Source organism: Nocardia sp. NPDC052001 (genome assembly GCF_040680615.1).
Classification (GTDB): domain Bacteria; phylum Actinomycetota; class Actinomycetes; order Mycobacteriales; family Mycobacteriaceae; genus Nocardia.
Window position 1 is genome coordinate 807537 of record NZ_JBFAXC010000002.1, and the last position, 19779, is coordinate 827315.

General features: G+C 66.4%; 21 protein-coding genes. 12 read left to right on the plus strand and 9 right to left on the minus strand.

Annotated features, from left to right (window positions below; genetic code table 11):
• The first annotated feature begins 31 nt into the window (after nucleotides 1-31).
• The 5 genes from AB0L82_RS11965 to AB0L82_RS11985 all read left to right on the plus strand — a co-directional run bounded on the left by AB0L82_RS11965 (nucleotide 32) and on the right by AB0L82_RS11985 (nucleotide 4660).
• Nucleotides 32-1483 carry an amidase gene (locus tag AB0L82_RS11965; protein ID WP_364634147.1) on the plus strand — a complete coding sequence of 484 codons (1452 nt, stop codon included), beginning with the start codon at nucleotides 32-34 and terminating at the stop codon, nucleotides 1481-1483.
• Nucleotides 1484-1594: 111 nt separating this feature from the next.
• The gene (locus AB0L82_RS11970) at nucleotides 1595-2386 is read left to right on the plus strand and encodes a helix-turn-helix transcriptional regulator (RefSeq protein ID WP_364634149.1); all 792 of its coding nucleotides are present in this window, start codon (nucleotides 1595-1597) and stop codon (nucleotides 2384-2386) included.
• A gap of 38 nt (nucleotides 2387-2424) precedes the next feature.
• Entirely contained in the window at nucleotides 2425-3366 is a 942-nt protein-coding gene (locus AB0L82_RS11975) for a fructosamine kinase family protein (RefSeq protein ID WP_364634151.1), read from the plus strand.
• Between the two features lie 225 nt (nucleotides 3367-3591).
• Nucleotides 3592-3978, plus strand: coding sequence for a VOC family protein (locus AB0L82_RS11980; RefSeq protein WP_364634153.1), 387 nt, complete (start codon nucleotides 3592-3594; stop codon nucleotides 3976-3978).
• A gap of 181 nt (nucleotides 3979-4159) precedes the next feature.
• Nucleotides 4160-4660, plus strand: coding sequence for a peptidylprolyl isomerase (locus AB0L82_RS11985; protein ID WP_364634154.1), 501 nt, complete (start codon nucleotides 4160-4162; stop codon nucleotides 4658-4660).
• Nucleotides 4661-4729: 69 nt separating this feature from the next.
• Here AB0L82_RS11985 and AB0L82_RS11990 read toward each other — a convergent pair whose 3' ends face one another.
• The 3 genes from AB0L82_RS11990 to AB0L82_RS12000 are packed head-to-tail and all read right to left on the minus strand — an operon-like array spanning nucleotide 4730 to nucleotide 6303.
• Entirely contained in the window at nucleotides 4730-5224 is a 495-nt protein-coding gene (locus AB0L82_RS11990; RefSeq protein WP_364634156.1) for a phosphoribosyltransferase, read from the minus strand.
• Nucleotides 5225-5276: 52 nt separating this feature from the next.
• Entirely contained in the window at nucleotides 5277-5987 is a 711-nt protein-coding gene (locus tag AB0L82_RS11995; RefSeq protein ID WP_364634158.1) for a metal-dependent hydrolase, read from the minus strand.
• A 58-nt stretch (nucleotides 5988-6045) separates the two neighbouring features.
• Nucleotides 6046-6303 carry a hypothetical protein gene (locus AB0L82_RS12000; protein WP_364634159.1) on the minus strand — a complete coding sequence of 86 codons (258 nt, stop codon included), beginning with the start codon at nucleotides 6301-6303 and terminating at the stop codon, nucleotides 6046-6048.
• Between the two features lie 155 nt (nucleotides 6304-6458).
• Between AB0L82_RS12000 and AB0L82_RS12005 the strand changes: the two genes are divergently transcribed.
• Both AB0L82_RS12005 and AB0L82_RS12010 read left to right on the plus strand, forming a co-directional pair.
• The gene (locus AB0L82_RS12005; RefSeq protein ID WP_364634161.1) at nucleotides 6459-7205 is read left to right on the plus strand and encodes a hypothetical protein; all 747 of its coding nucleotides are present in this window, start codon (nucleotides 6459-6461) and stop codon (nucleotides 7203-7205) included.
• A gap of 1 nt (nucleotide 7206) precedes the next feature.
• Nucleotides 7207-7737 (plus strand): hypothetical protein, encoded by a 531-nt coding sequence (locus AB0L82_RS12010; RefSeq protein WP_364634162.1) that lies wholly within the window; start codon nucleotides 7207-7209, stop codon nucleotides 7735-7737.
• A gap of 46 nt (nucleotides 7738-7783) precedes the next feature.
• Here AB0L82_RS12010 and AB0L82_RS12015 read toward each other — a convergent pair whose 3' ends face one another.
• Nucleotides 7784-8638 carry an alpha/beta hydrolase gene (locus AB0L82_RS12015; protein WP_364634163.1) on the minus strand — a complete coding sequence of 285 codons (855 nt, stop codon included), beginning with the start codon at nucleotides 8636-8638 and terminating at the stop codon, nucleotides 7784-7786.
• Between the two features lie 58 nt (nucleotides 8639-8696).
• On the opposite strand from AB0L82_RS12015, the gene AB0L82_RS12020 reads away from it, so the two are divergent.
• Together AB0L82_RS12020 and AB0L82_RS12025 are read left to right on the plus strand one after the other, a co-directional pair.
• The gene (locus tag AB0L82_RS12020; protein ID WP_364634164.1) at nucleotides 8697-9569 is read left to right on the plus strand and encodes an endonuclease/exonuclease/phosphatase family protein; all 873 of its coding nucleotides are present in this window, start codon (nucleotides 8697-8699) and stop codon (nucleotides 9567-9569) included.
• 134 nt (nucleotides 9570-9703) lie between these two features.
• On the plus strand, nucleotides 9704-11218 hold the full coding sequence (locus AB0L82_RS12025; protein ID WP_364634166.1) for a hypothetical protein: 1515 nt from the start codon (nucleotides 9704-9706) through the stop codon (nucleotides 11216-11218).
• Nucleotides 11219-11617: 399 nt separating this feature from the next.
• Here AB0L82_RS12025 and AB0L82_RS12030 read toward each other — a convergent pair whose 3' ends face one another.
• Nucleotides 11618-12637, minus strand: a complete 1020-nt coding sequence (locus AB0L82_RS12030) for an SDR family NAD(P)-dependent oxidoreductase (protein ID WP_364634168.1) — start codon at nucleotides 12635-12637, stop codon at nucleotides 11618-11620.
• A gap of 131 nt (nucleotides 12638-12768) precedes the next feature.
• On the opposite strand from AB0L82_RS12030, the gene AB0L82_RS12035 reads away from it, so the two are divergent.
• Genes AB0L82_RS12035 through AB0L82_RS12045 form a run of 3 tightly spaced genes read left to right on the plus strand, consistent with a single transcriptional unit; the run spans nucleotide 12769 to nucleotide 14890 of the window.
• A complete protein-coding gene (locus AB0L82_RS12035; protein ID WP_364634169.1) occupies nucleotides 12769-14034 on the plus strand; it encodes a histidine kinase in 1266 nt (421 codons plus the stop codon).
• On the plus strand, nucleotides 14031-14690 hold the full coding sequence (locus AB0L82_RS12040) for a response regulator transcription factor (protein ID WP_364634170.1): 660 nt from the start codon (nucleotides 14031-14033) through the stop codon (nucleotides 14688-14690). Before AB0L82_RS12035 ends, AB0L82_RS12040 begins: the two co-directional genes overlap by 4 nt.
• A gap of 50 nt (nucleotides 14691-14740) precedes the next feature.
• Nucleotides 14741-14890: a hypothetical protein gene (locus AB0L82_RS12045; protein WP_364634172.1), complete on the plus strand. Its 150-nt coding sequence runs from the start codon at nucleotides 14741-14743 to the stop codon at nucleotides 14888-14890.
• 19 nt (nucleotides 14891-14909) lie between these two features.
• Here AB0L82_RS12045 and AB0L82_RS12050 read toward each other — a convergent pair whose 3' ends face one another.
• The 4 genes from AB0L82_RS12050 to AB0L82_RS12065 all read right to left on the minus strand — a co-directional run bounded on the left by AB0L82_RS12050 (nucleotide 14910) and on the right by AB0L82_RS12065 (nucleotide 19596).
• Nucleotides 14910-15824 carry a TAXI family TRAP transporter solute-binding subunit gene (locus AB0L82_RS12050; protein ID WP_364634174.1) on the minus strand — a complete coding sequence of 305 codons (915 nt, stop codon included), beginning with the start codon at nucleotides 15822-15824 and terminating at the stop codon, nucleotides 14910-14912.
• A 55-nt stretch (nucleotides 15825-15879) separates the two neighbouring features.
• Nucleotides 15880-17472, minus strand: coding sequence for a sensor histidine kinase (locus AB0L82_RS12055; protein WP_364634176.1), 1593 nt, complete (start codon nucleotides 17470-17472; stop codon nucleotides 15880-15882).
• A 42-nt stretch (nucleotides 17473-17514) separates the two neighbouring features.
• Nucleotides 17515-18174, minus strand: coding sequence for a response regulator transcription factor (locus AB0L82_RS12060; protein ID WP_364634177.1), 660 nt, complete (start codon nucleotides 18172-18174; stop codon nucleotides 17515-17517).
• 72 nt (nucleotides 18175-18246) lie between these two features.
• On the minus strand, nucleotides 18247-19596 hold the full coding sequence (locus tag AB0L82_RS12065; protein ID WP_364634179.1) for an MFS transporter: 1350 nt from the start codon (nucleotides 19594-19596) through the stop codon (nucleotides 18247-18249).
• Between the last annotated feature and the right edge of the window lie 183 nt (nucleotides 19597-19779).

The following is a 19779-nucleotide window of genomic DNA, read 5'->3' on the forward strand; positions in this document are numbered from 1 at the left end:
GCTGAAAACGACCCTCGGTAGCGTCGCGGTCATGGAACGCAGCTATCTCTCGGCCGAAGAACTCGCCACCGCTTTGCGCGGTGGCGAGGTGACCTCCCTCGAACTCACCGAAGAAGCCATCGCCCGAATCGAGCGCGACGACAAAGCGATCAACGCCCTCTGCGTCCCCGACTTCGACCGCGCCCGCGCCGCTGCACAGCGCGCCGACCAAGCCCGAGCGCGCGGCGAAGACGGCCCACTGCTCGGCATCCCCGTCACGGTCAAAGAGTCCTACAACATGGCAGGACTGCCCACCACCTGGGGCATGCCCGAGAATCGCGACTTCGTGCCCGCCGACGACGCCGAACAGGTCGCCCGCATCACCGCCGCCGGCGCGGTCATCCTCGGGAAAACCAACGTGCCGTACATGCTCCAGGACATCCAGACCTTCAACGACATCTACGGCGTCACCAACAATCCGTGGGATCACGCCCGCACCTCGGGCGGCTCCTCCGGCGGATCGGCCGCCGCGCTCGCCGCCGGATTCGGCGCACTGTCCCTCGGCTCCGATATCGCCGGATCCCTGCGCACCCCCGCCCACTTCTGCGGCGTCTACGCGCACAAACCCACCCTCGGCCTCGCCTCCACCCGGGGCATGGTGCCACCGCACGCACCCGCCCTGCCCACCCCGCACGACCTCGCCGTTGTCGGACCCATGGCGCGCACCGCCCGCGACCTCACCCTGCTCCTGGACATCATGGCCGGACCCGACCCGCAAACCCTCGGCATCGCATACCGATTGGCGCTGCCGCCCGCACGCCACGACCGGCTCGCCGACTACCGGGTGCTGATCATCGAAGACCATCCGCTCATCCCGACCGGATCAGCCGTGCGCACCGCCCTCAACGAAGTCGCCGAAACCCTCACCCGCAACGGAGCCCGCGTGGACCGGCACAGCCCACTCCTGCCCGACCTCACCGAAGCCGCGATCCTCTACGTCGAACTGCTCACCTCCTTCGCCGCCGCGGGCTTCCCCCTCGAACGCTACGAACAGATCCGCGCCCAAGCCGCCCAACTCGACCCCACCAACCGGGGATACGACACCGCCTGGCTGCGCGGCCCCGCCTTCACCCACCGCGACTGGATCCGAGCCGACAACCTCCGCGAACAACACCGGCGGCAATGGCGGGAACTCTTCACCGAATACGACATCGTGCTCTGCCCGATCACCCCGACCCCCGCCTTCCCGCACGACCACGAACACAGCCTGGGGGAGCGCCTCATCGACATCGACGGCACCGCGCACCCATTCCACAACCAACTCGCCTGGGCGGGCGTGGCGACCATGCCCGGCCTGCCCGCCACCGCCATACCGGCGGGCCGCTCACCCGAGGGCCTGCCGGTGGGTGTGCAACTCATCGGCCCCATGTACGAAGACCACACACCACTGCGCCTGGCCGAACTCCTCGAACAGGAAATCGGCGGCTTCCAGCCCCCACGGTAGGAACCGCCGAAACCGCTGTCACGGAACCTCGCGCACCCCGGCATCGGTCAGTCCACAACCATTACCTGACGGGTAATGGTTGTGCCGCCGCCAGATTCGTACGATCGAGACATGCGTACACAAACTGCCGGGGACCTGCTGCGGCACTGGCGGGTCACCCGGCGGCTCAGCCAACTCGAATTGGCGGGCCGGGCCGAAACCTCCACCCGGCACCTGAGCTTCATCGAAACCGGCCGCGCCACCCCCAGCCGGCAGATGATCCTGCACCTGTCCGATGAACTGGAAATCCCACTGCGCGAACGCAATCGAATGCTGCTCGCCGCCGGATACGCACCCGTCTACCACGAACCCGAACTGGACGCACCCGCCATGGCACCCGTACGCGACGCCATCCGCCAGATCCTCACCGGCCACGAACCCCATCCCGCACTCGCCGTCGACGCCGGCTGGAACATGGTCGACGCCAACGCGGGCATCGCACTCTTCCTCGAAGGCGTCGACCCGAGCCTGCTCGCACCACCGGTCAACGCCCTACGCCTGAGCCTGCACCCCGACGGCCTCGCACCCCGCATCACCAACCTCGCCGAATGGCGCGGCCACCTCTTCGAACGCCTGCAACGCCAGATCGACGTCAGCGGCGCACCCGACCTCATCGCACTCCTGGCCGAACTGCGCGGCTACCCCGGCGGCGAGGAAGCCCCCGGACTCCCCGAACCCGATCAGGCCGTGGTACCCATGCGCTTCCGCTACGACGGACACGACCTCGCCTTCATCAGCGTCACCACGGTATTCGGCACCCCCATGAACGTGACCGTCGCCGAACTCGCCATCGAAGCCTTCTTCCCCGCCGACGCCGCCACCGCCGCCCTGCTGCGCGCACGGATCGCCATCCCCGCCGACTAACCCTCTCAACCGTGGCGCATCGGTCAGAATCGAATTCCATGGACGTGACCGCGCACCTGACCCAGCTGACGGATGCCCCGGTCGCGCACCTGGAACCCGTGGGCCGCAGCCACGATTGGACGCTGTTCCGAGCCGATCTGGCAGATGGGCGCGAGGTATTCGTCAAGGCCATGCGAGAGCCCCGTGACGCGCACGAAGACACGGAGTCAGCGGCGCAGGCCCGAGCGTCGGACCTGCCCCGCGATATCGCGTCCGCAGCGCATGACGGAGATTCGACGCCGAGCCCGCTCACCGCGGAGGCATCAAGCCTGCGCTGGCTCGCCGACGGCGATGCGAATCTCGTACCCCCGGTCCTCGCCGCAGACGACCGAATGCTCGTATTGCCTTGGCTGGCAGCCGAATCCGCCTCCGCGCCCGTCGCCGAGAAATTCGGCCACGATCTCGCGGAGCTGCACGCGGAATCCGCGCCCGCTTACGGCGCACCCTGGCCCGGCTACATCGCCACGCTCCCACTGGACAACTCACCGAGCACGGGGGAGTGGGGGAGCTGGTACGCCGAACACCGTCTCGCCCCGTATCTGCCTGCGGCCCAACGGTATCTGGGCCGCGCCGGAATCCGCTCGATCGAGCAGGTCATACGCCGCATAGCCGACCTGGCAGGTCCGGCGGAGCCGCCCAGTCGCATTCACGGTGACCTGTGGTCGGGCAATCTGCTCTGGACCGCCGATCGCGCCCTGCTCATCGATCCGGCCGCGCACGGCGGTCATCGCGAGACCGATCTGGCCATGCTCGCCCTCTTCGGCGCCCCCTACCTCGATCGCATCGTGGCGGCCTACCACGAACGCACACCCCTGGCTTCCGGCTGGCGCCAACGCATTCCACTGCATCAGCTGCACCCGCTCCTGGTGCACGTGGTGCTCTACGGCGACTCCTACCGGGGGATGGCCTTGGCGGCCGCGGCCGCTGCGCTGGCGCAATAACGGCTGATAGCGCGGTCTTCAAGCCTCGAATCCTGGCCTCGCACTGTCACTTTGCTCATATTGTTCATACAAACATGGAAATATGCGCATCTACGCATGTGTATCCTCGGTGCGTCGGGGTCCGGTAGGAGCAAAGAACCATAAGGAAAAAGCTGCCTTCAAAAGGGGGGTTGCCGCCGCGCGGGGTGCGGTGGATTGTCGGTCGGGTCGGATACGGTCGGGCGTGTGCAGCTGCAGCGGATTCATCATGTCGCGGTGATCGCGTCGGACTATGAGAGGTCGAAGACCTTCTACGTCGACGTGCTCGGGCTGAAGGTGGTGGGGGAGCACTATCGGGCCGAAAGGCGTTCGCACAAGCTGGATCTCGCGCTGCCCGACGGGGGACAGCTGGAGTTGTTCACCTTCCCGGATGCCCCGCCGCGGCCCTCGCGGCCCGAGGCGATCGGCCTGCGGCATCTGGCGTTCGCGGTGGCCGATGTGGGGGAGGCGCTGGCGGAGCTGGCCGGCAGGGGAGTGGTGGTCGAAGAGGTGCGGGTGGACGAGTACACGGGGAAGCGGTTCGGGTTCTTCTTCGATCCGGATGATCTGCCGCTGGAGCTGTACGAGGCGTGACCTCGGCGTCGCCGGGATAGGTGTGGCGATTAGATAATGGAAATATGCGCATCTACGCACTGGTTTTCGATTCCCGAAGATCGACGTGAACTCCAGGCCAACGGAACCTCACCTGCGCACCAATCACGTTGAACCGCAGCAGAGGATGCCGGGCGGTTGACCGGTTCGGCTCTCCCATACGATGGTCGCCATGACCAAAGTGCTCCTGAAGACCTCCGCCGGGGATATCACCCTGGAACTCGACGAGGCCAAGGCGCCGAAGACCGTCGCGAACTTCGTCGACTACGTCAAGGCGGGCCACTACACCGATACGATCTTCCACCGGGTGATCCCGGGCTTCATGGTGCAGGGTGGCGGTTTCACCGCTGATATGCAGCAGAAGCCCGCCCCGAACAAGGTGGAGAACGAGGCGAACAACGGTCTCAAGAACGACAAGTACACGATCGCCATGGCGCGCACCATGGATCCGCATTCGGCCAGCGCGCAGTTCTTCCTCAACTCCAAGAACAACGATTTCCTGAACTACCCGGGCCAGGATGGCTGGGGCTACACCGTTTTCGGCAAGGTCGTCGAGGGCAATGCCGTCGTCGACGCTATCGAGGGTGTGCGCACCGGTTCCAAGGCCGGCCATCAGGATGTGCCGGTCGAGGCCGTCACCATCTACTCGGCCGAGCTGGTCTGACACTTTTCCGCTGTACGGAGAACGCCCCGGAATTCGAGAGTCGAATCCGGGGCGTCGTGCTGTGCGGGGTCAGGCGTCGAGGACGCGGACTTCGCGCTGTACCACGGGCGGCTGTACCGACCAGGGGAAGTTGATCCAGCGGTCGGTGTGCTTCCACACGTATTCGCAGTCGACCTCGGAGCGGGGCTTCTGGTAGATGACCGCGCAGCGGACCTCGGCGACGTGGTCCTGGCAGAAGTCGCGGACGAGTTTGAGCGTCGCGCCGGTATCGGCGACATCGTCCGCGACAAGCACTTTGGCGCCGGTGAGGTCGACGACGCTGGGTACCGGAGGCAGCATGACGGGCAGGTCCAGGCGCTGGTCGACACCGGTGTAGAACTCGACGTTCATCACGTGCAGGTTCTTGACGTCGAGGGCGTAGCCGAGGGAGCCGGCGACGAAGAGCCCGCCGCGGGCGATAGAGAGGATGAGGTCGGGTTCGAAGCCGTCGTCGGCGATTTCCTGGGCTAGTTCGCGTCCGGCGATGCCGAACAGTTCCCAGTCGAGTTCTTCCCGATCGCTCATCCCTGGCTCCCTCTGCCGTGTGGTGGTCGTTCAGGCGATCATACGAGCGTGCTCAGGGCTGGTGGGTGATGGTGTACCAGAGCAGTGCGAGGGTGCCGAGCGCGAAGATCGGGACCACCACGAGGGTCTCGATCTTGTTGCCGGTGCGGTCGATGAGCGGTAGCCGGGTGCGGATCTTGAGCGGCCAGAGCAGGCGGCAGCCGCGATCGGTGAGGCAGTCGCCGATCAGGTGGGCGAAGGCGCCGAGGCCGACGGAGAAGGGCAGCCAGGCGGGTTTATCGCTGATGAAGTGGTCGATGGCGAATGTGCCGCAGGCGGCGAGGATTACGACGGTGCCCCAGGCTTGAGGTTTGTCGCCGGTGGGGGCGAGGTTGAGGGCGCGTACGGCGAGGGCGAGCAGGAAGAAGACGAGCGAGAGAGTGAAATACCGTCCGAGCCAGTGTTCTCCGGCCCAGGTGCCGTAGGTGACGAGGGCGACGAATGCGAAGGAGTGCGTGCCGTGGCGGTGTCCGCCGGATATCCACGAGATGCCTTTGCAGGCGTAATGCGAAACCGGGCCCAGTACATGGGAAATGGTGCCTGAGGGGTGGTCGGCGTCGGGCAGCAGGGCCGCGCCCGCGGTGAGGAAGGTGCCCATCACCAGGTCTACCACCCGGATGTTCCCGGATTGCATTGCGGGGTAAGTCAATACGGTCAGGGGTAACGCCGCGGCGGCCGCTGACCAAGCGAGCGCACCACTGGTTGCGTGTGAATGTCCTAGCACCTGTAGAGATTAGTTCATGTTGTTGGTCTTGCGTTCATGTGTTGGGCGACAGGACAGTTCAGGTGTTGGGCGGCAGGGCTTTGGGGCTGGTGCGGTGTACGGGTGCGCTGCTGGTCATGGTGCTGAGGTCCGCCGGTCCGTTCCAGCCGCAGGGTAGGCCGCAGGTGGCGACTATCTGTTCCTCGGTGCTGCCGTCGGAGAATTGCGCGGTGTAGGTGGAGGCGCGCGCGGGATAGCCGCAGAGTGGGCATTTGCCGAAGTAGTTGAGGATTTCCCGTACCTCGGAGGCGATGACGGTACGGCGGGGTTCGGTCATGCTGGCAACACCTTTCGTTGCCCGCCCAGGGTAGCGATTTTCGAATGTGCGTGCAGCGGTGATTGTTTGGCGGTGTGACGGGGGCTGCGGCGGGGGTGCGCGACCGGTGAAATATGGTCGGGTGGATTGCGCTTTCCGCTCAGAGAGGAACGGACATGTCGGTAGCGTCCGCGGTGAAGGATCAGATTCAGCAGATCGGCGGGGGGTTCATGTTCTCCCGGGAGGCGAAGGCCTTCGCCGCGGAGGTGGGTGTTCCGGGTTTCATGCCCGCGTATACGCGGGGGCGCGGGGGTGTGCTGGGGGATGTGCCCGCGGATGTGGTGACCGCGGCGTTCGGCTTCTTTCCGGCGGATTCGATTCGGGCAGCGTGGGACTCGACGGCGGGGGTACCGGCTGCGAAGGCCGCGCGGGGGTATCTTCAGGCGGCTCAGGATTTCGGGCGGCGCAAGTTGGCGTCGTTCGAGGGCGCGGATCGGCTGGCGGAGTTGTTGGACCGGGTGGTGTCCGCGGCGGATTCGGCGGGTGTGGTGTTGTTCGCCGGGTGGCGGGCGCTACCGCAGGCGGAGGATGCGCCGGCGCGGATTCTGCATTTGATCGTGGCGCTGCGTGAGTTGCGTGGTGGGTTGCATTTGATGGCGGTGCGCGCGAGTGGTTTGGCGCCGCGTGATGCGGTGTTGATCGCGGGTTCGCCGTTGAGTTCTGGTCCGGATCAGGCGCGTTTGTACGGCTGGCCGGAGCCGTTCGGTGATATCACTCCAGAGTTGAAGGGGCGTTGGATGCAGGCCGAGGCTTTGACCGATGAGTTGATCGCTCCGGTGTGGGCGGTACTGGATGATGGGGAGGCGAGAGAGTTCGTGGCGTTGCTGAACGAGTGTCAGACGACCGTGTTCGGTCAGCGCTGATATGTCGCGGGTCGCGCATCTGCGAGCGTTGATCGAGCATCCGTCGACGGGTGCGGGGGAGCGGGCGGCGGCTCAGCGGATGCTGGATCGCATTCTGTCCAAGTCGAATTCGTATGCGGCCACGGATGATCGTTCCTACGGTATCCGCTACGAGCGGGTGGGCAGGCATGCGGATCTGGAGTCGATCGCGGAGATGATTCGGGACGATCTGGCTTTCGTGCGGGTGGTGTTCGATGACGCGCCGCATGTGGGTGGTCCGGGTCCGGATGAGCCCGCGTTGCACGATGTGATCAGGGATGCGCCGCGGGGGATCACCTATTCGGTGGTGAGTTCGCCCGCGGAGAACGCGATTGTGATCACGATCGAGGGTGTGCCCGGGGAGTGGGTGGGCTCGGAGGGTGTGAGTCCGGAGTTGAAGCGGTTGGCCGATGAGTTGGTGGCGTTGTTGAACAGCTACAACCATGACGGTGAGCAGATCGGTAAGCGGTTCTTCGCGCGGGTGCGTACGCCGCACGAGACGCTGGTCTGGTAGTTCGGCCGGGGTGCGGGTCGTGGCGGCCCGCACCGTCCGGTGGTGGTCAGCGTCGCAGGAATTCGAGGCTGGTGCGTTCGAAGGCCTGTTTGGCTTCGATCATGACCCAGTGTCCGCATTTGGGGAAGATGTGGAGTTCGCTGTCGGGGATGAGGCGCAGCGGCATCATGGCCATATCGGGTGGGCATTGCCGGTCGTCCTTGCCCCAGGCGAGCAGGGTGGGGCAGGTGACCTTGTGGAGCATGGCCCAGTAGGGCGGGGTGGGTGCGTTGGCGAGGAATTGTTGTTGTAGCGCAAAGGCTTCGGAGCCGTACATGGCTTTGAGGGCCTGATGTGAGTCGGGATTGGCGGCGGTTGCCCAGCGTTCGTCGATGATGTCGGCGGTGACGGTTTTGGGGTCGTACACCATGCAGTTGAGCCAGCGGGTGAGTCCGTCGCGGCTGGGGTTGTCGGCGAATTCCTGGAGGAGGCGGGTGCCTTCGCTGGGGTTGGCGCTGAAGACGCCGGTGCCGACGCCACCGATGGAGATGATCTTGTTGATGCGCGCGGGGTGTTTGACGGCGACGTTGACCGCGACGACCCCGCCCATCGAATTGCCGATGAGTGCGGCGTTGTCGATGCCCAGTGCGTCCATGAAGCGGATGACCGAGTCGACGGCCGAGAGCACCGGGTGTGCGCCGGGGACGGGATCGCTGATGCCGAATCCGGGGAATTCCAGGACGTAGCAGTGGAAGTGTTCGGCGAAGACGGCGAGGTTTCCGCGATAATTGCGCCAGCCGGAGACTCCGATGCCGGATCCGTGGAGCAGTAGCAGGGGTGGGCCGTCGCCGGCTTCGTGGTAGCGCAGGGTGCCCTGGTCGGTGCTGATCTCGCGGCGGGTGTTCTCGTAGGTGATGTCCACCCCGCCAGAGTAGAACACGTTACAGTTGCTGGAATCCCTTGGGCGAGTGAGGAAATGTATGTCGCAGGGCAAGGTATTGCGGGTGGCGCAGCTCAATATGGGCTCACTGCTGGAACCGCACTGGGATAAACGACGGGTCGAGATCCTGGCCTGGCTCGACCGCCTGAACCCCGATGTGGTGTGCCTGCAGGAGGTCTGGGAGACCGAACCCGGCACCAATACCGCGGGCTGGCTGGCCGATAACGCCGCACCCGGGCGCTGGCACTGGTGCTTCGGCGGGTATCCGCTGCCCGAGGAAGCCTGGGCCGATCGCAGCCTGCTGTTCGGCTCGGCGATCCTGAGCCGCTGGCCGATCGACAACCATCAGGTGTTCGCGCTGCCCCTGGACGAGAACCCGGCGGATTCGCATCCCTCCTGGCGGATGCAGGCCGAGCTGCTGCACGCGCACACCGCCGGAATCGATGTCTTCAGTACCCATCTGGCCCCGCCGCCGGCGCAGGCGTACCACCGGGTGCGGCAGGTGCTGGCCATCGATGACGCCATCAAGGCCACCCGGGATCCGGCCACTCCCATGCCCGCCATTCTGTGCGGTGATTTCAACGCCAAGCCGCAATCGGATGAGATGCGGTATCTGGGGGCCAATGCCGTCATCGAGGGCCGGAGCACCTATTACGTGGACGCGTGGTCGACGCTGCGGCCCACCGAGCCGGGGTACACCCTCGATCCGCTCACCAATCCGCAGGCGCGGTTCCTGAACGTGCCGCCGCAGCGCATCGACTACATCCTGGTGGGGGATCCGTTCCTGCGCCCGGGCGGTGCGGGCCGAATCCTGTACACCGACTTCGCCTTCCACGATTCGCTCACCGGCCCCATCGCGAGCGACCATTACGGGCTCATGGCCGACATCGCGTGGCCGCAGCGGCCGGAGTAGTTCACTCGTCAAGTCCGGCAATATGATTCGTCCGATTGTGCCGGTTTGACGGGTATGGCACAGTTCGAAACCGCCGTAGTAGGGCGGTGCAGGGGCCGCCGGAGCAGAGGGGTGCTTCTGTGTCGGAATATTCGGTGACCGGGGAATCCGGTGAGAAGTACGAGATAGCGCTCGGCGCCATCGGAATCGACGGCGAACTGTTCCGCTGCCGCGACCAGCAGGGCCGCGACCGCATCTATCGGAAATACGCGGAACCGATCACCGATCCGGACAGTATCGGCTTCGCCGAACAGGCCCTGCTGCTGGGCCGGGAGATCGTGCTCGCCGCCGAGGACGAACCCGGCTCCCGGGACTGGGCGGCGACCTCGATCAACTGGCCCATCGATCTGATCATGCGCGACCACGCCCTGGCCGGGGTGATCCGGCCGCTGATACCGGACGAATTCCTGCGCGAGGACGGCACACCCCGCACCCTCGACCAGCTGGTGGGGGAGCACCCGGCCGCCGCGTACTTCCGCGTCGGGGTGCTGATCCGGGTCTGCGATATCTTCCTCGTCCTCGAGGAACGCTATCTCGCGCTCCCCGGCATCGCCGAACCGCAACTGGCCTGGAGTCGCACCGAACCCCGCGCCCAGCTGATCGACTGCGACGGACTGCGGCCCGCCCTCGGGGATGCGGAGTTCGCGGGCAGGCTCGCCCTGGCCAATATCATCCGCTGCGGACTGTTCCTGGCCCCCGGCATTCCCGAGGATCTCGACCTGCGCCTGCGCATGCTGTTCGATCGCGCCGACACCGCCGCGCCCGAACACAAACCCACGCCGGAGGAGTGGCTGATCGCGTTGAAGGCGGCCTTCCTGACCTCCGACGGCGGTGCGTACCGCATGGAAATGCTCGATGTGGTGGATCGGCCCGCCCCGACCCTGAAACCGTTGCCGGTGGGCGCTTTTCCGCGTCCGCAGCGCAGTCCGGGCGGCCGGATCGCGGGCATCCTGCTGGCGGTGGCCGGACTGCTCGCGGTCATCGGGGTGATCGCGGTCCGGTCGGGGGAGCCCGAAGCGACCGAGGCGGCCGCACCCGCCGCGGCACCCGTGGTGACGACCACCCTGGTGTTCGATCCGGCGTCCCTGGATGCCGCGGGCACCGATAAGACCCCGTTCACCGAGGACGGGTTGCTGCCCAAACGCTTCCGGGACGCCAAGAATGTGGAATACACGCGGCGGGCCGGGGGAGTACGGGACTGTGTCACCAAGGGCATGTCGCAGAACGTGAAGCAGATCCTCACCAAATATCAGTGCACCAAACAGGTCGCGGGGTCCTATATCGATCAGTCGAATCGAATCCTGGTCTCGATCAACGTGTTCGCGTTCGCGACCGCCGCGGATGCGACCGCGCTGTACACCACCATGAAGGGGCAACCGCAGGACTGGACCATCTGGTGCCCGAACGAGGGGCCGGGTTCTGCGCTGTGCGACAGTGACGCGGGTTCGGCGGTGCGCACCAACTGGGGTTCACTGTCGCATCGCTACGTTTTCAAGTCCACGGCCCTCTACATCAACCTGGCTACCGATATCTCGGTCAAGCAGTGGCTGGACCCGGCGGCCGAGGCCGCGGTGAAACAGGCTGGGCCGGACAACTATTGGCGTCGGTGAGGTCTGGCGGGGAGCCACCCCATAATACATAACTTGACATAATGTTGATTATCGGTGGTTTTACGGCGGCGGGTGACGGGCTTAATGATCTTGTGCGACAAGCGTTTTGACGGCTTTTGCCCCTGCCGGGCAGATTTTCCGGCCCTGCCCTGCGGGTTGCCGTCGGTACGCGGTTGGTCGTCGTGGACGGCGTAAACCGCTGCTGTAATTTTATTTCCGGCCAATCCGTGATTCGCCGGATAATTTCCTGTTCGCACCGAAATGGCCAATCGGGGTGAGTTCGGTGATCTCCGGTGAATACGTCACTGTGACGGTTCTTCCCGATTCCACTCCCCTCGGGATCCGTTCCCGCACAGTACAATACGTCACAGTGACGTAATGGGGTAGGGTGGCTGGACCCTAAGCGTGTGCGGTTTTACCGCCGTCGATGACCAATTGCGCCCCCGTGAGGTACGGGTGCTCATCCGAGGCCAGGGTCAACGCGAACGCGGCGATCTCCGCCGGAGAGCCGAGCCTGCCCAAGCCCGGAATATTGGATTTGGCCCACTGTTTCATGAACACCTGCCACGCGTCATCCGGTATCGCCTCCATACCCGCCGCACGCCGTACCAGCTCGGTATCGGTGGTACCGGGAATCAATGTATTGATACGAATATTGTCCGCCGCGTAATCCAGGGCCGCCGCCTGCACCAGCCCGGCCAGACCACGCTTGCTCGCGGTGTACGCGCCGCGGGCGGCATCGGTGGCGATGGCATTGCTCGAGGAGGTCACCACGATGGTGCCGCCGCCCGCCCGAATCAGATGCGGCACCTGATATTTGATGGCCAGGAAGGTGCCGCGCAGATTGGTGTGCAGGACCTGATCGAACTCCTCGGCGGAGTATTCGTGCAGCTTCTTCTGAATGGTGACCCCGGCATTGTTGAACGCCACATTCAACCCGCCGTACCTGTGGACCGTGGCGTCCACGAAATCACGCACCTGGGCTTCGTCGCGGACATCGGCCCGGAAGTAGGTGGCTTCCCCACCGGCGGAACGGATTTCGCGCTCCACCGCGCGCCCGCGATCCTCCCGGCGTCCGCAGAACGCCACGCGCGCGCCCTCGGCGGCGAACAGGTGCGCGGCGGCCGCGCCGATCCCGGAGGTCGCACCGGTGATGAGCACGGTCTTATCGGTGAATCGCTGTCGCGCGGCCGGAGTGTATTGCGGCGCATTCGAATTCGCGCCGAGTGCGATACCACCGGCGAGTCCGGCCGCACCGCCCGCCAGCAGTCCGGAGGCCAGACCGCCGAGCATGCGGCGACGACTGGGGCCGGGGCGTGCGGTCGAGTCCGATGCCTGTGCGGATGCCGTTGTCGCGGAGGCGCTGTCGTCGTCCTGGCCGAAGGTAGGGTTCGTGTCGAGGCCGGTCTCACGTGTCATGGCTTCGATCCTGGCGAATGTGGGGCGCGCGCGAATCCGTCCGCGAGCCTGTCCGTCGGCCATGAGGATGAGTCGTCTCCTCCGATCGGAGGAATCGGGTTCGACGCGATTCGCGCACAATGATCGCTGTGATGGATCAAGCACGGGCGCACGGTGTCGACTCATGGTTCGATCCGCGCGCCATACCGGTGCGTGCCGTGGTGCTGTTGATTCCCGCGCTGGGCTGTCTGGTGTTCCTGTCCGCCGCGCCGAATGGAATCGATTGGGTCATCGCGTTACTGGCGGTCGCTGTCACCGCCGTAGGGGTGCGCTGGCCGCTGGCCACGGCATTGGTGACCTCTGCGCTGTTGCTGGCCGGGTTCGAATTCGGTTCCACCGGACCGCTGGTCGCCAAGGTGGGTGCGGGTATCGCGCTGACCGAATTGGCGGCGCGCCGCGATGGGTGGCAGCCCTACCTCGGGGCCGTCGTGCTGGCGGCGGTGTACCTGCTGCATCCCAGTGGTGAGTTCGCGGCCAATGGGTATCGCGCGGTGGTGATGGCGGGGGCACCGTTGCTGCTGGGTGGATTGCTGCGTGCCGCACACCGATCCGCGGTCGAGGCTCGCCGGGTGGCGGTGGAAGTGGCGCGGCGGCGCGATAGTGAGGTCGCGGCCGCACGCGCGCTCGAACGCACCGCCATCGCGCGCGAACTGCACGATCTGATCGCCCATCATGTGTCCTCGACGGTGTTGCGGGTGGGTGTGGCCCGGCACGCGCTGCCCGACGCACCCGCGCCGGTGTTGCAGGTGCTGGACGAGATCCATGCCAGTGGCCGCGAAACCCTGGCCGATCTGCGCCGCCTGGTGTCGATCCTGCGGGATCCGGATATGACGGGTGAGGCATTCCTCTCCCCCGCCGATCTGCCGGTCACCGTGCGTGCGGTCGCCGAACGCGCCCGCGCGCTGGGTATCACCGTGGACTGTGTGATCGATGAGCGTGCCGGTGAGATCGACGCGGTGTCCGCGCTGACGCTGCTGCGCCTGACCCAGGAGGGTATCGCCAATATCGCCGCGCACGCGGGCACCGATGTCACCGCGGATCTGCGTATCGACGCGGACGAGGACGAAGTGGTGTTCGTGTTGCGCGACAACGGTTCCCGGCGGCCGCATGGTTCCGGACGGGCGAGCGGGCACACCCGGCATCTCGCGAGCTCGGGTGCACCGGCGCTGTCGTCGCACGGTTCGGGAATGATCGTCGCCGCCGATGCGCTGCCCGGTGAGACGGACGGCCGGGGATTGGGGTTGGTGGGATTGCGCGAACGCGTGGAGTTGCTCGGTGGCGAATTCGAGGCCGCGCCCGCGCATCCGGGGTGGCGGCTCCGTGCGCGCTTGCCCCTGGGAGCGCGGGTGCCCGCATGAGTGTGCGCGTCCTGATCGTCGATGATCAGCAGTTGGTGCGGGCCGGGCTGCGCATGCTGTGCCATACCGATCCCGCGCTCGAGGTCGTGGGTGAGGCCGCCACCGGGCGGGAGGCCATCCGGTTGGCCGAACAGCTCGCACCCGAGGTGGTGCTGATGGATTTGCGGATGCCCGGGATGGATGGCATCCGAGCCACCGCCGCCATTCTCGCTGCCCGGCCCGCCACCCGCGTGCTGGTGCTGACCACCTTCGACGATGACGACCACCTGTATCCCGCGCTCGCGGCCGGTGCCGCCGGATTCCTGGTCAAGGATGCCTCACCGGCGGAACTGCTGGCGGGCATCCATCGGGCCGCGGCCGGTGAGCAAGCCTTCACCCCTGAGATTTTGCAGCGCGTGGTGGACGCCGCCGTGCGGGCGCGCACCGCACCCGAGTCGCTCACGTCACCGCTGAATGGCCCGAACCCCCTATCGGGTCTCACGCCGCGCGAAACCGAAGTGCTGGCACTGCTGGCGGACGGATTGGGCAATGCCGAGATCGCGGTGCGTCTGCATGTCGGTGTCACCACCGTCAAAACCCACATCACCAATCTGCTGAACAAGACCGGGACCGCCAACCGGTTACAGCTCGCGCTCCTGGGTGCGCGTCTGTCGTAGCGGCACGAAAATCGCTGGGCCGCAGCGGTTTGCGACGGTAACGTGCGCCCATGGCAGCCAGGAACAACTATCTCGACCACGTGGTGGCACAGCTCGCGCGGAGCCAACACTCGGGCGGAGCCAATGTCGTACTCGAAGTCGTGCCGTTCGTCGTGATGTCAGTCGTGTCCCGATTCGCGCCCTACCGCGCATACGGGTAGGGCAAGTGCGGGTGCGGGGTCATCCGTGGTGGCGGCGGTAGGCGGCTGCCGCGCCCGGATGCAGCGGCACCGTGCCGGTACCGATCAGGGACCGGGCGTCCAGGAACTGGGTACCCGCGGCTTCGGCGGGAACCAGCGAATCGGCGTGCGCGAGCAGCGCTTCGGTGAGCGCTCGCGCGGTCGAGTCGGCCAGGGCGGGCGCGGCCACCAGCAGATTCGCCACCCCGATGGTGTGCACGGCGGGTGAGCCGGGATAGGTGCCCGCCGGAATCAGCACCGGGTCGTACAGGTATCCGAACCGTTCGCGCATCGGCTCGGTCAGCGACCCCAGATCCAGCACTCGCACCCCGGGATCGGCCAGCGCCGGCGTGGGCACCCCGCCCGCCCACAGCAGTGCGTCGATGCGCCCCTGACGCAATGCCGTGACGGCCTCGGCCAGCGGCAGATGCGTCGCGGTCACCTCGGCCGGGCTCAAACCGGCCGCCGACAGCAATTTCTCCCCGGTATGAGCGGCCCCGGACCCGGTGGCACCCACATTGATTCGCGCGCCTCGCAGATCGCCCGCGCTTCGAATCGGCCCGTCCGTGGCCACGGCCACCTGGAGATAGTTCTCGTATACGCGCCCGATCGCAGGCGGCGGATCGGCGCTGTCGGCCACCGAATCGGCCAGCACCAACCCCACCTCTGCTCCCCCGCGCGCCAGTAGCCCCAAATTGTCGACCGACCCGGCGGTGCTCACCACCTCGATCCGCACTCCGGACCCCGCCGCGGTCCGCGAAAGCAACTGCGCGAAGGCGTAATAGAACCCACCCGACTCCCCCGCCGCCATGCGCACGGTTGTCTCATCGCTCGCGCATCCCCCGAGCGTGCCGGACAGTACGGCCCCGGCAGTGAGCGCACCCGCGCCGCGCAAGAATCCGCGCCGCCCGATCATCGCTGACCGCCAGCGAAACAGGGTGTACGACAAGGTAATACCGCGGGCTCTCTGGTCATCGTGGCTCCGGTGCGGGCAGGCGCACGATGACCGACAGGCCGTGCGGTTCCACCGGTCGTACCGTCAGAGTCCCATGCCGGGACGTGGTCAGTGCGGCCGCGATCGGCAGCCCCAGACCCGAACCGCCTATCCCGTCGGCGGACGACCCCCGGAAGAACCGAGTGGTCAACTCCTCGAGTTCGGTAGCGGGCACACCGACCCCGTCATCGGAGACGGTGATCGTCACCCACCCCGGCTCGGTACCGACGCTCAGGCATGTGGTCGCGCCCGCACCCGCGTACCGGCAGGAATTGCTCAGCGCCACATCGAGAATCTGCGCCAGCACATCCGCCGACACCGCGATATCGGTGGGTTGCCACGCGGAACCCGCCCGGGTGGTCGCGTGCCGCGGTTCGGCATCGCATCGTGACGTGCGGTTGAGCAGGTCATCAGTGTTGTGGGCGATGTCCGATGGGTGGCTCGTCGCGGCGAGCTCCTGCGAGTGCGTCCCGGCTGTCGCGGCGGTGCCGACCGCTGAGATGGTCACGCTCTGGCCCGCGCAGTCGGAGGACATGCGGTGCAGCGTGCTGCCCGCGCGTGCGAAAGCGGTGTGCCAGGCGTCGATTCGATCCTCGATGACGGTGTCGGCGTCGCAGTGGTCGGTGGTGCGGGTGCGGGTAGGGTCGAAATCGGTGCCCTCGGCGACAGCGAGATCGAGCAGGCCGTCCAGCAGTGCGGTGAGGCGCTCTACCTCGCGGGTCGCGCCGTGCAAGGTGGGCAGTGCTGTCTCCGAGACGCCGGGTTCGAGGGAATCCAGGCGAATGGTCAACGCGGCCAGCGGGTTTCGCATGGCGTGGGCGGTATCGTCGACGAGGCGGCGCTGGGCGCGGGCCGAATCGCGGACCGCCAGGGCCATGGTGTCGAAGGATTCGGCGACCGCGCGGAGTTCGGGTGGGCCGCCGTGATGGCGGGTGACGGGGGTGGCGGTGCGCGGTTTGGGCAGGGTGGCGGTGAGTTCGGCGACCGATCCGGAGAGTCCGGCCAGCGGGCGCAGGACCCAGCGCGAGAGCATCAGGGCCAGCGCGGTGAACAGGGCCATGGCCGCCAGACCACCGACCGCGACGATCGCCCAGACACGGGTGATATCGGTGCGGGCGGTGGCGGTGGAGGCTTCGATCAGGACCGCGCCGTCCACGTGGGTGTCGCTGCCGACGGGGCGGGCGATGAGCAGGCCGGTGTTCGACCACGGGGTCAGGCGTTGCACGGTGGCGGTGCGCTGATTGCGGCGTGCGGCGCTCAATGCCGTCGCCACGACCGGGTCATGCTGGTTCACACCGGCATTCACGATCGGGGTGCCGCGCCCGTCGACCACCAGCACCGGTTCGCCGTACAGGTCGTGATAGCGATCCACCTCCATGGTCAGGGCGCGATTGTCGCCGGTGGCGGCGGCGGTCACCGCGAGCGCGGCCAGGCGGTCCGCGTCGCCCGTGCGGCCCAGGATCAATTCCTGGGTGCGACTGGTGGCCGCGGTCAGGCATAGCGGGATCGCGAACGCGAGCACCGCGACGGTGGCGAACACGGTCAACGCGATCAGCAGGCGGCGGCGCATCAGCTACTCACCGCCGCACCGTGCGTAAGGGGAAGGGCACTCCTACTCACCCCAGCGGTAGCCGTAGCCGCGAATGGTGGTGATCAGGCCGGGCCGATCGAGTTTGGCGCGCAATCCGGTCATATGCACATCGAGTGAGCGCGAGACCGCCACGAACGCATCGCCCCAGATACGATCCATCAACTGCTGACGGCTCACCGCCGCACCGGGTCGCTCCACCAGTGCTTCCACCAGTTCGAACTCCTTGGGCGTCAACCCGATATCGACGCCCGCGACTTCGACCCGCCGCGCACCCAGATCCACCCGCACGTCCCCGGATTCGACTACGCGCCGCGGTGGTGTGGTCACCGCACCGGCGCGGCGGGTCACATTCTCGATGCGCGCCAGCAATTCGGAAATGCGCGCCGGTTTGACCACGTAATCGTCCGCGCCGCCGCGTAATCCGCGCACGATGGAACGTTCGTCATTACGGGCGGTCAGGATCACCACCGGTACCGCGCTCACTTCCCGCAATTGCCGCAGCACCGTGAGCCCGTCCGCGTCGGGCAGCCCCAAATCGAGAATGATCGCGTCATATCCGCGATGCGCGGTCAGCAGATCCGCACCCCGGCGCATCCGGGTCGCCTGCAACCCGCGCGCGGTGAACGCCTCCACCAGGGCGTCACCGACCCCGTCGTCATCTTCGACTACCGCAAGGCGCATGGACCGGATTCTTTCAGTGCTACGGGAACGCGAAAGTCACCGGGCTCGGCGCGAGCCCGGTGACCGGGGAACTCAGCGTGCGGGGGTCAGCTTCGCAGCGGGCTCGGCCGCCGCGGCGTTGTTGTCCTCGGCATCGATGGTGGAGGCCGCGGAGGTTTCGCGCATGAAGAAATAGGTGATCAGCGAGATGAGCACGCATGCGGACACGTACCAGAAGTACAGCGACTCATGCCCGGCCTTCTTCAACGCCAGCGCGATCATTTCCGCCGTGCCACCGAAAATCGCGACCGTGAGCGCATACGGCAATCCGACCCCGAGTGCGCGAATACGCGTCGGGAACAGTTCGGCTTTGACGATCGCGTTGATCGAGGTGTAGCCGGTGATGATGACCAGCGCGGACAGCATCAACGCGAACGCGGCGAACGGATTGCGGGTATCGCCCAGCAGCGTCATCAACGGCACCGTGCCCAGGGTGCCCAGCACACCGAAGGTGATCAGCAGTTTGCGTCGGCCGATGCGATCCGAGAGCGCGCCCGCGATCGGCTGCAACACCACGAACACCAGCAGCGCCGCGAAATTGATCCACGCCGCCGTCGGTTTGGAGATACCCGAGGTATTGACCATGTATTTCTGCATATAGGTGGTGTACGTGTAGAACGCGACCGTGCCACCCAGGGTCAATCCCACCACCAGCAGGCACTCTCGCGGATACCGCAACAGCACCCGCAGCGATCCGCGATTCGATGTGGCTTGCGGCGCAGCCGATTCGGCACGGAATGATTCGGACTCGTCCATACCGCGGCGCAGCAGCATCACCACGATCGCACCGAACGCACCGATCAGGAATGGGATACGCCAGCCCCACGAATACATTTGCGCCGAGGACAGGAACTGCAACAGCACCAACTGCACACCCAGTGCGGTCAATTGCCCGGCGACGAGGGTCACGTATTGGAAGCTCGAATAGAACCCGCGTTTACCCGCCGAGGCGACCTCGGACAGATAGGTGGCGCTGGTGGCGTACTCACCGCCGACCGACAACCCCTGCAACAGTCGCGCCAGCAGCAGAATGACCGGTGCGGCCAATCCGATCGTCGCGTACGAAGGGGTCGCGGCGATGATCAGCGAACCCGCCGCCATCACCGTCACCGACAGGGTCAGCGCCGCGCGCCGCCCGAACCGATCCGCGTACCGGCCCAGCGCCCAGCCGCCGATCGGGCGCATGAGGAACCCGACCGCGAACACCGCGGCGGTGGACAGCAATTGCGCGGTCGGATCCCCGTCGGGGAAGAACGATTTCGCGAAATACACGCTGAACGCCGCATAGACATACCAGTCGTACCATTCGACCAGATTGCCGATCGAGCCGCGCAACACATTGGCCACGACCCGTCGCTCCCCGCCGGGTTTGATGTCGGTCACCGGATACTCCTTCTCTGGGAGCCTCATCGCATCCCGCCCCTACTGTGGCCCGCGACACACGCCCGCAGAAGCCACGACGGGGTTTCCTAACGCTCCCTTAGGACGGTCACCGCCCGGCGGCGATGCGCGCAAACCTCCTGCGCGCCCCACGGTCACCCTCTACTGTCTGAGAGAGCAGGCAGG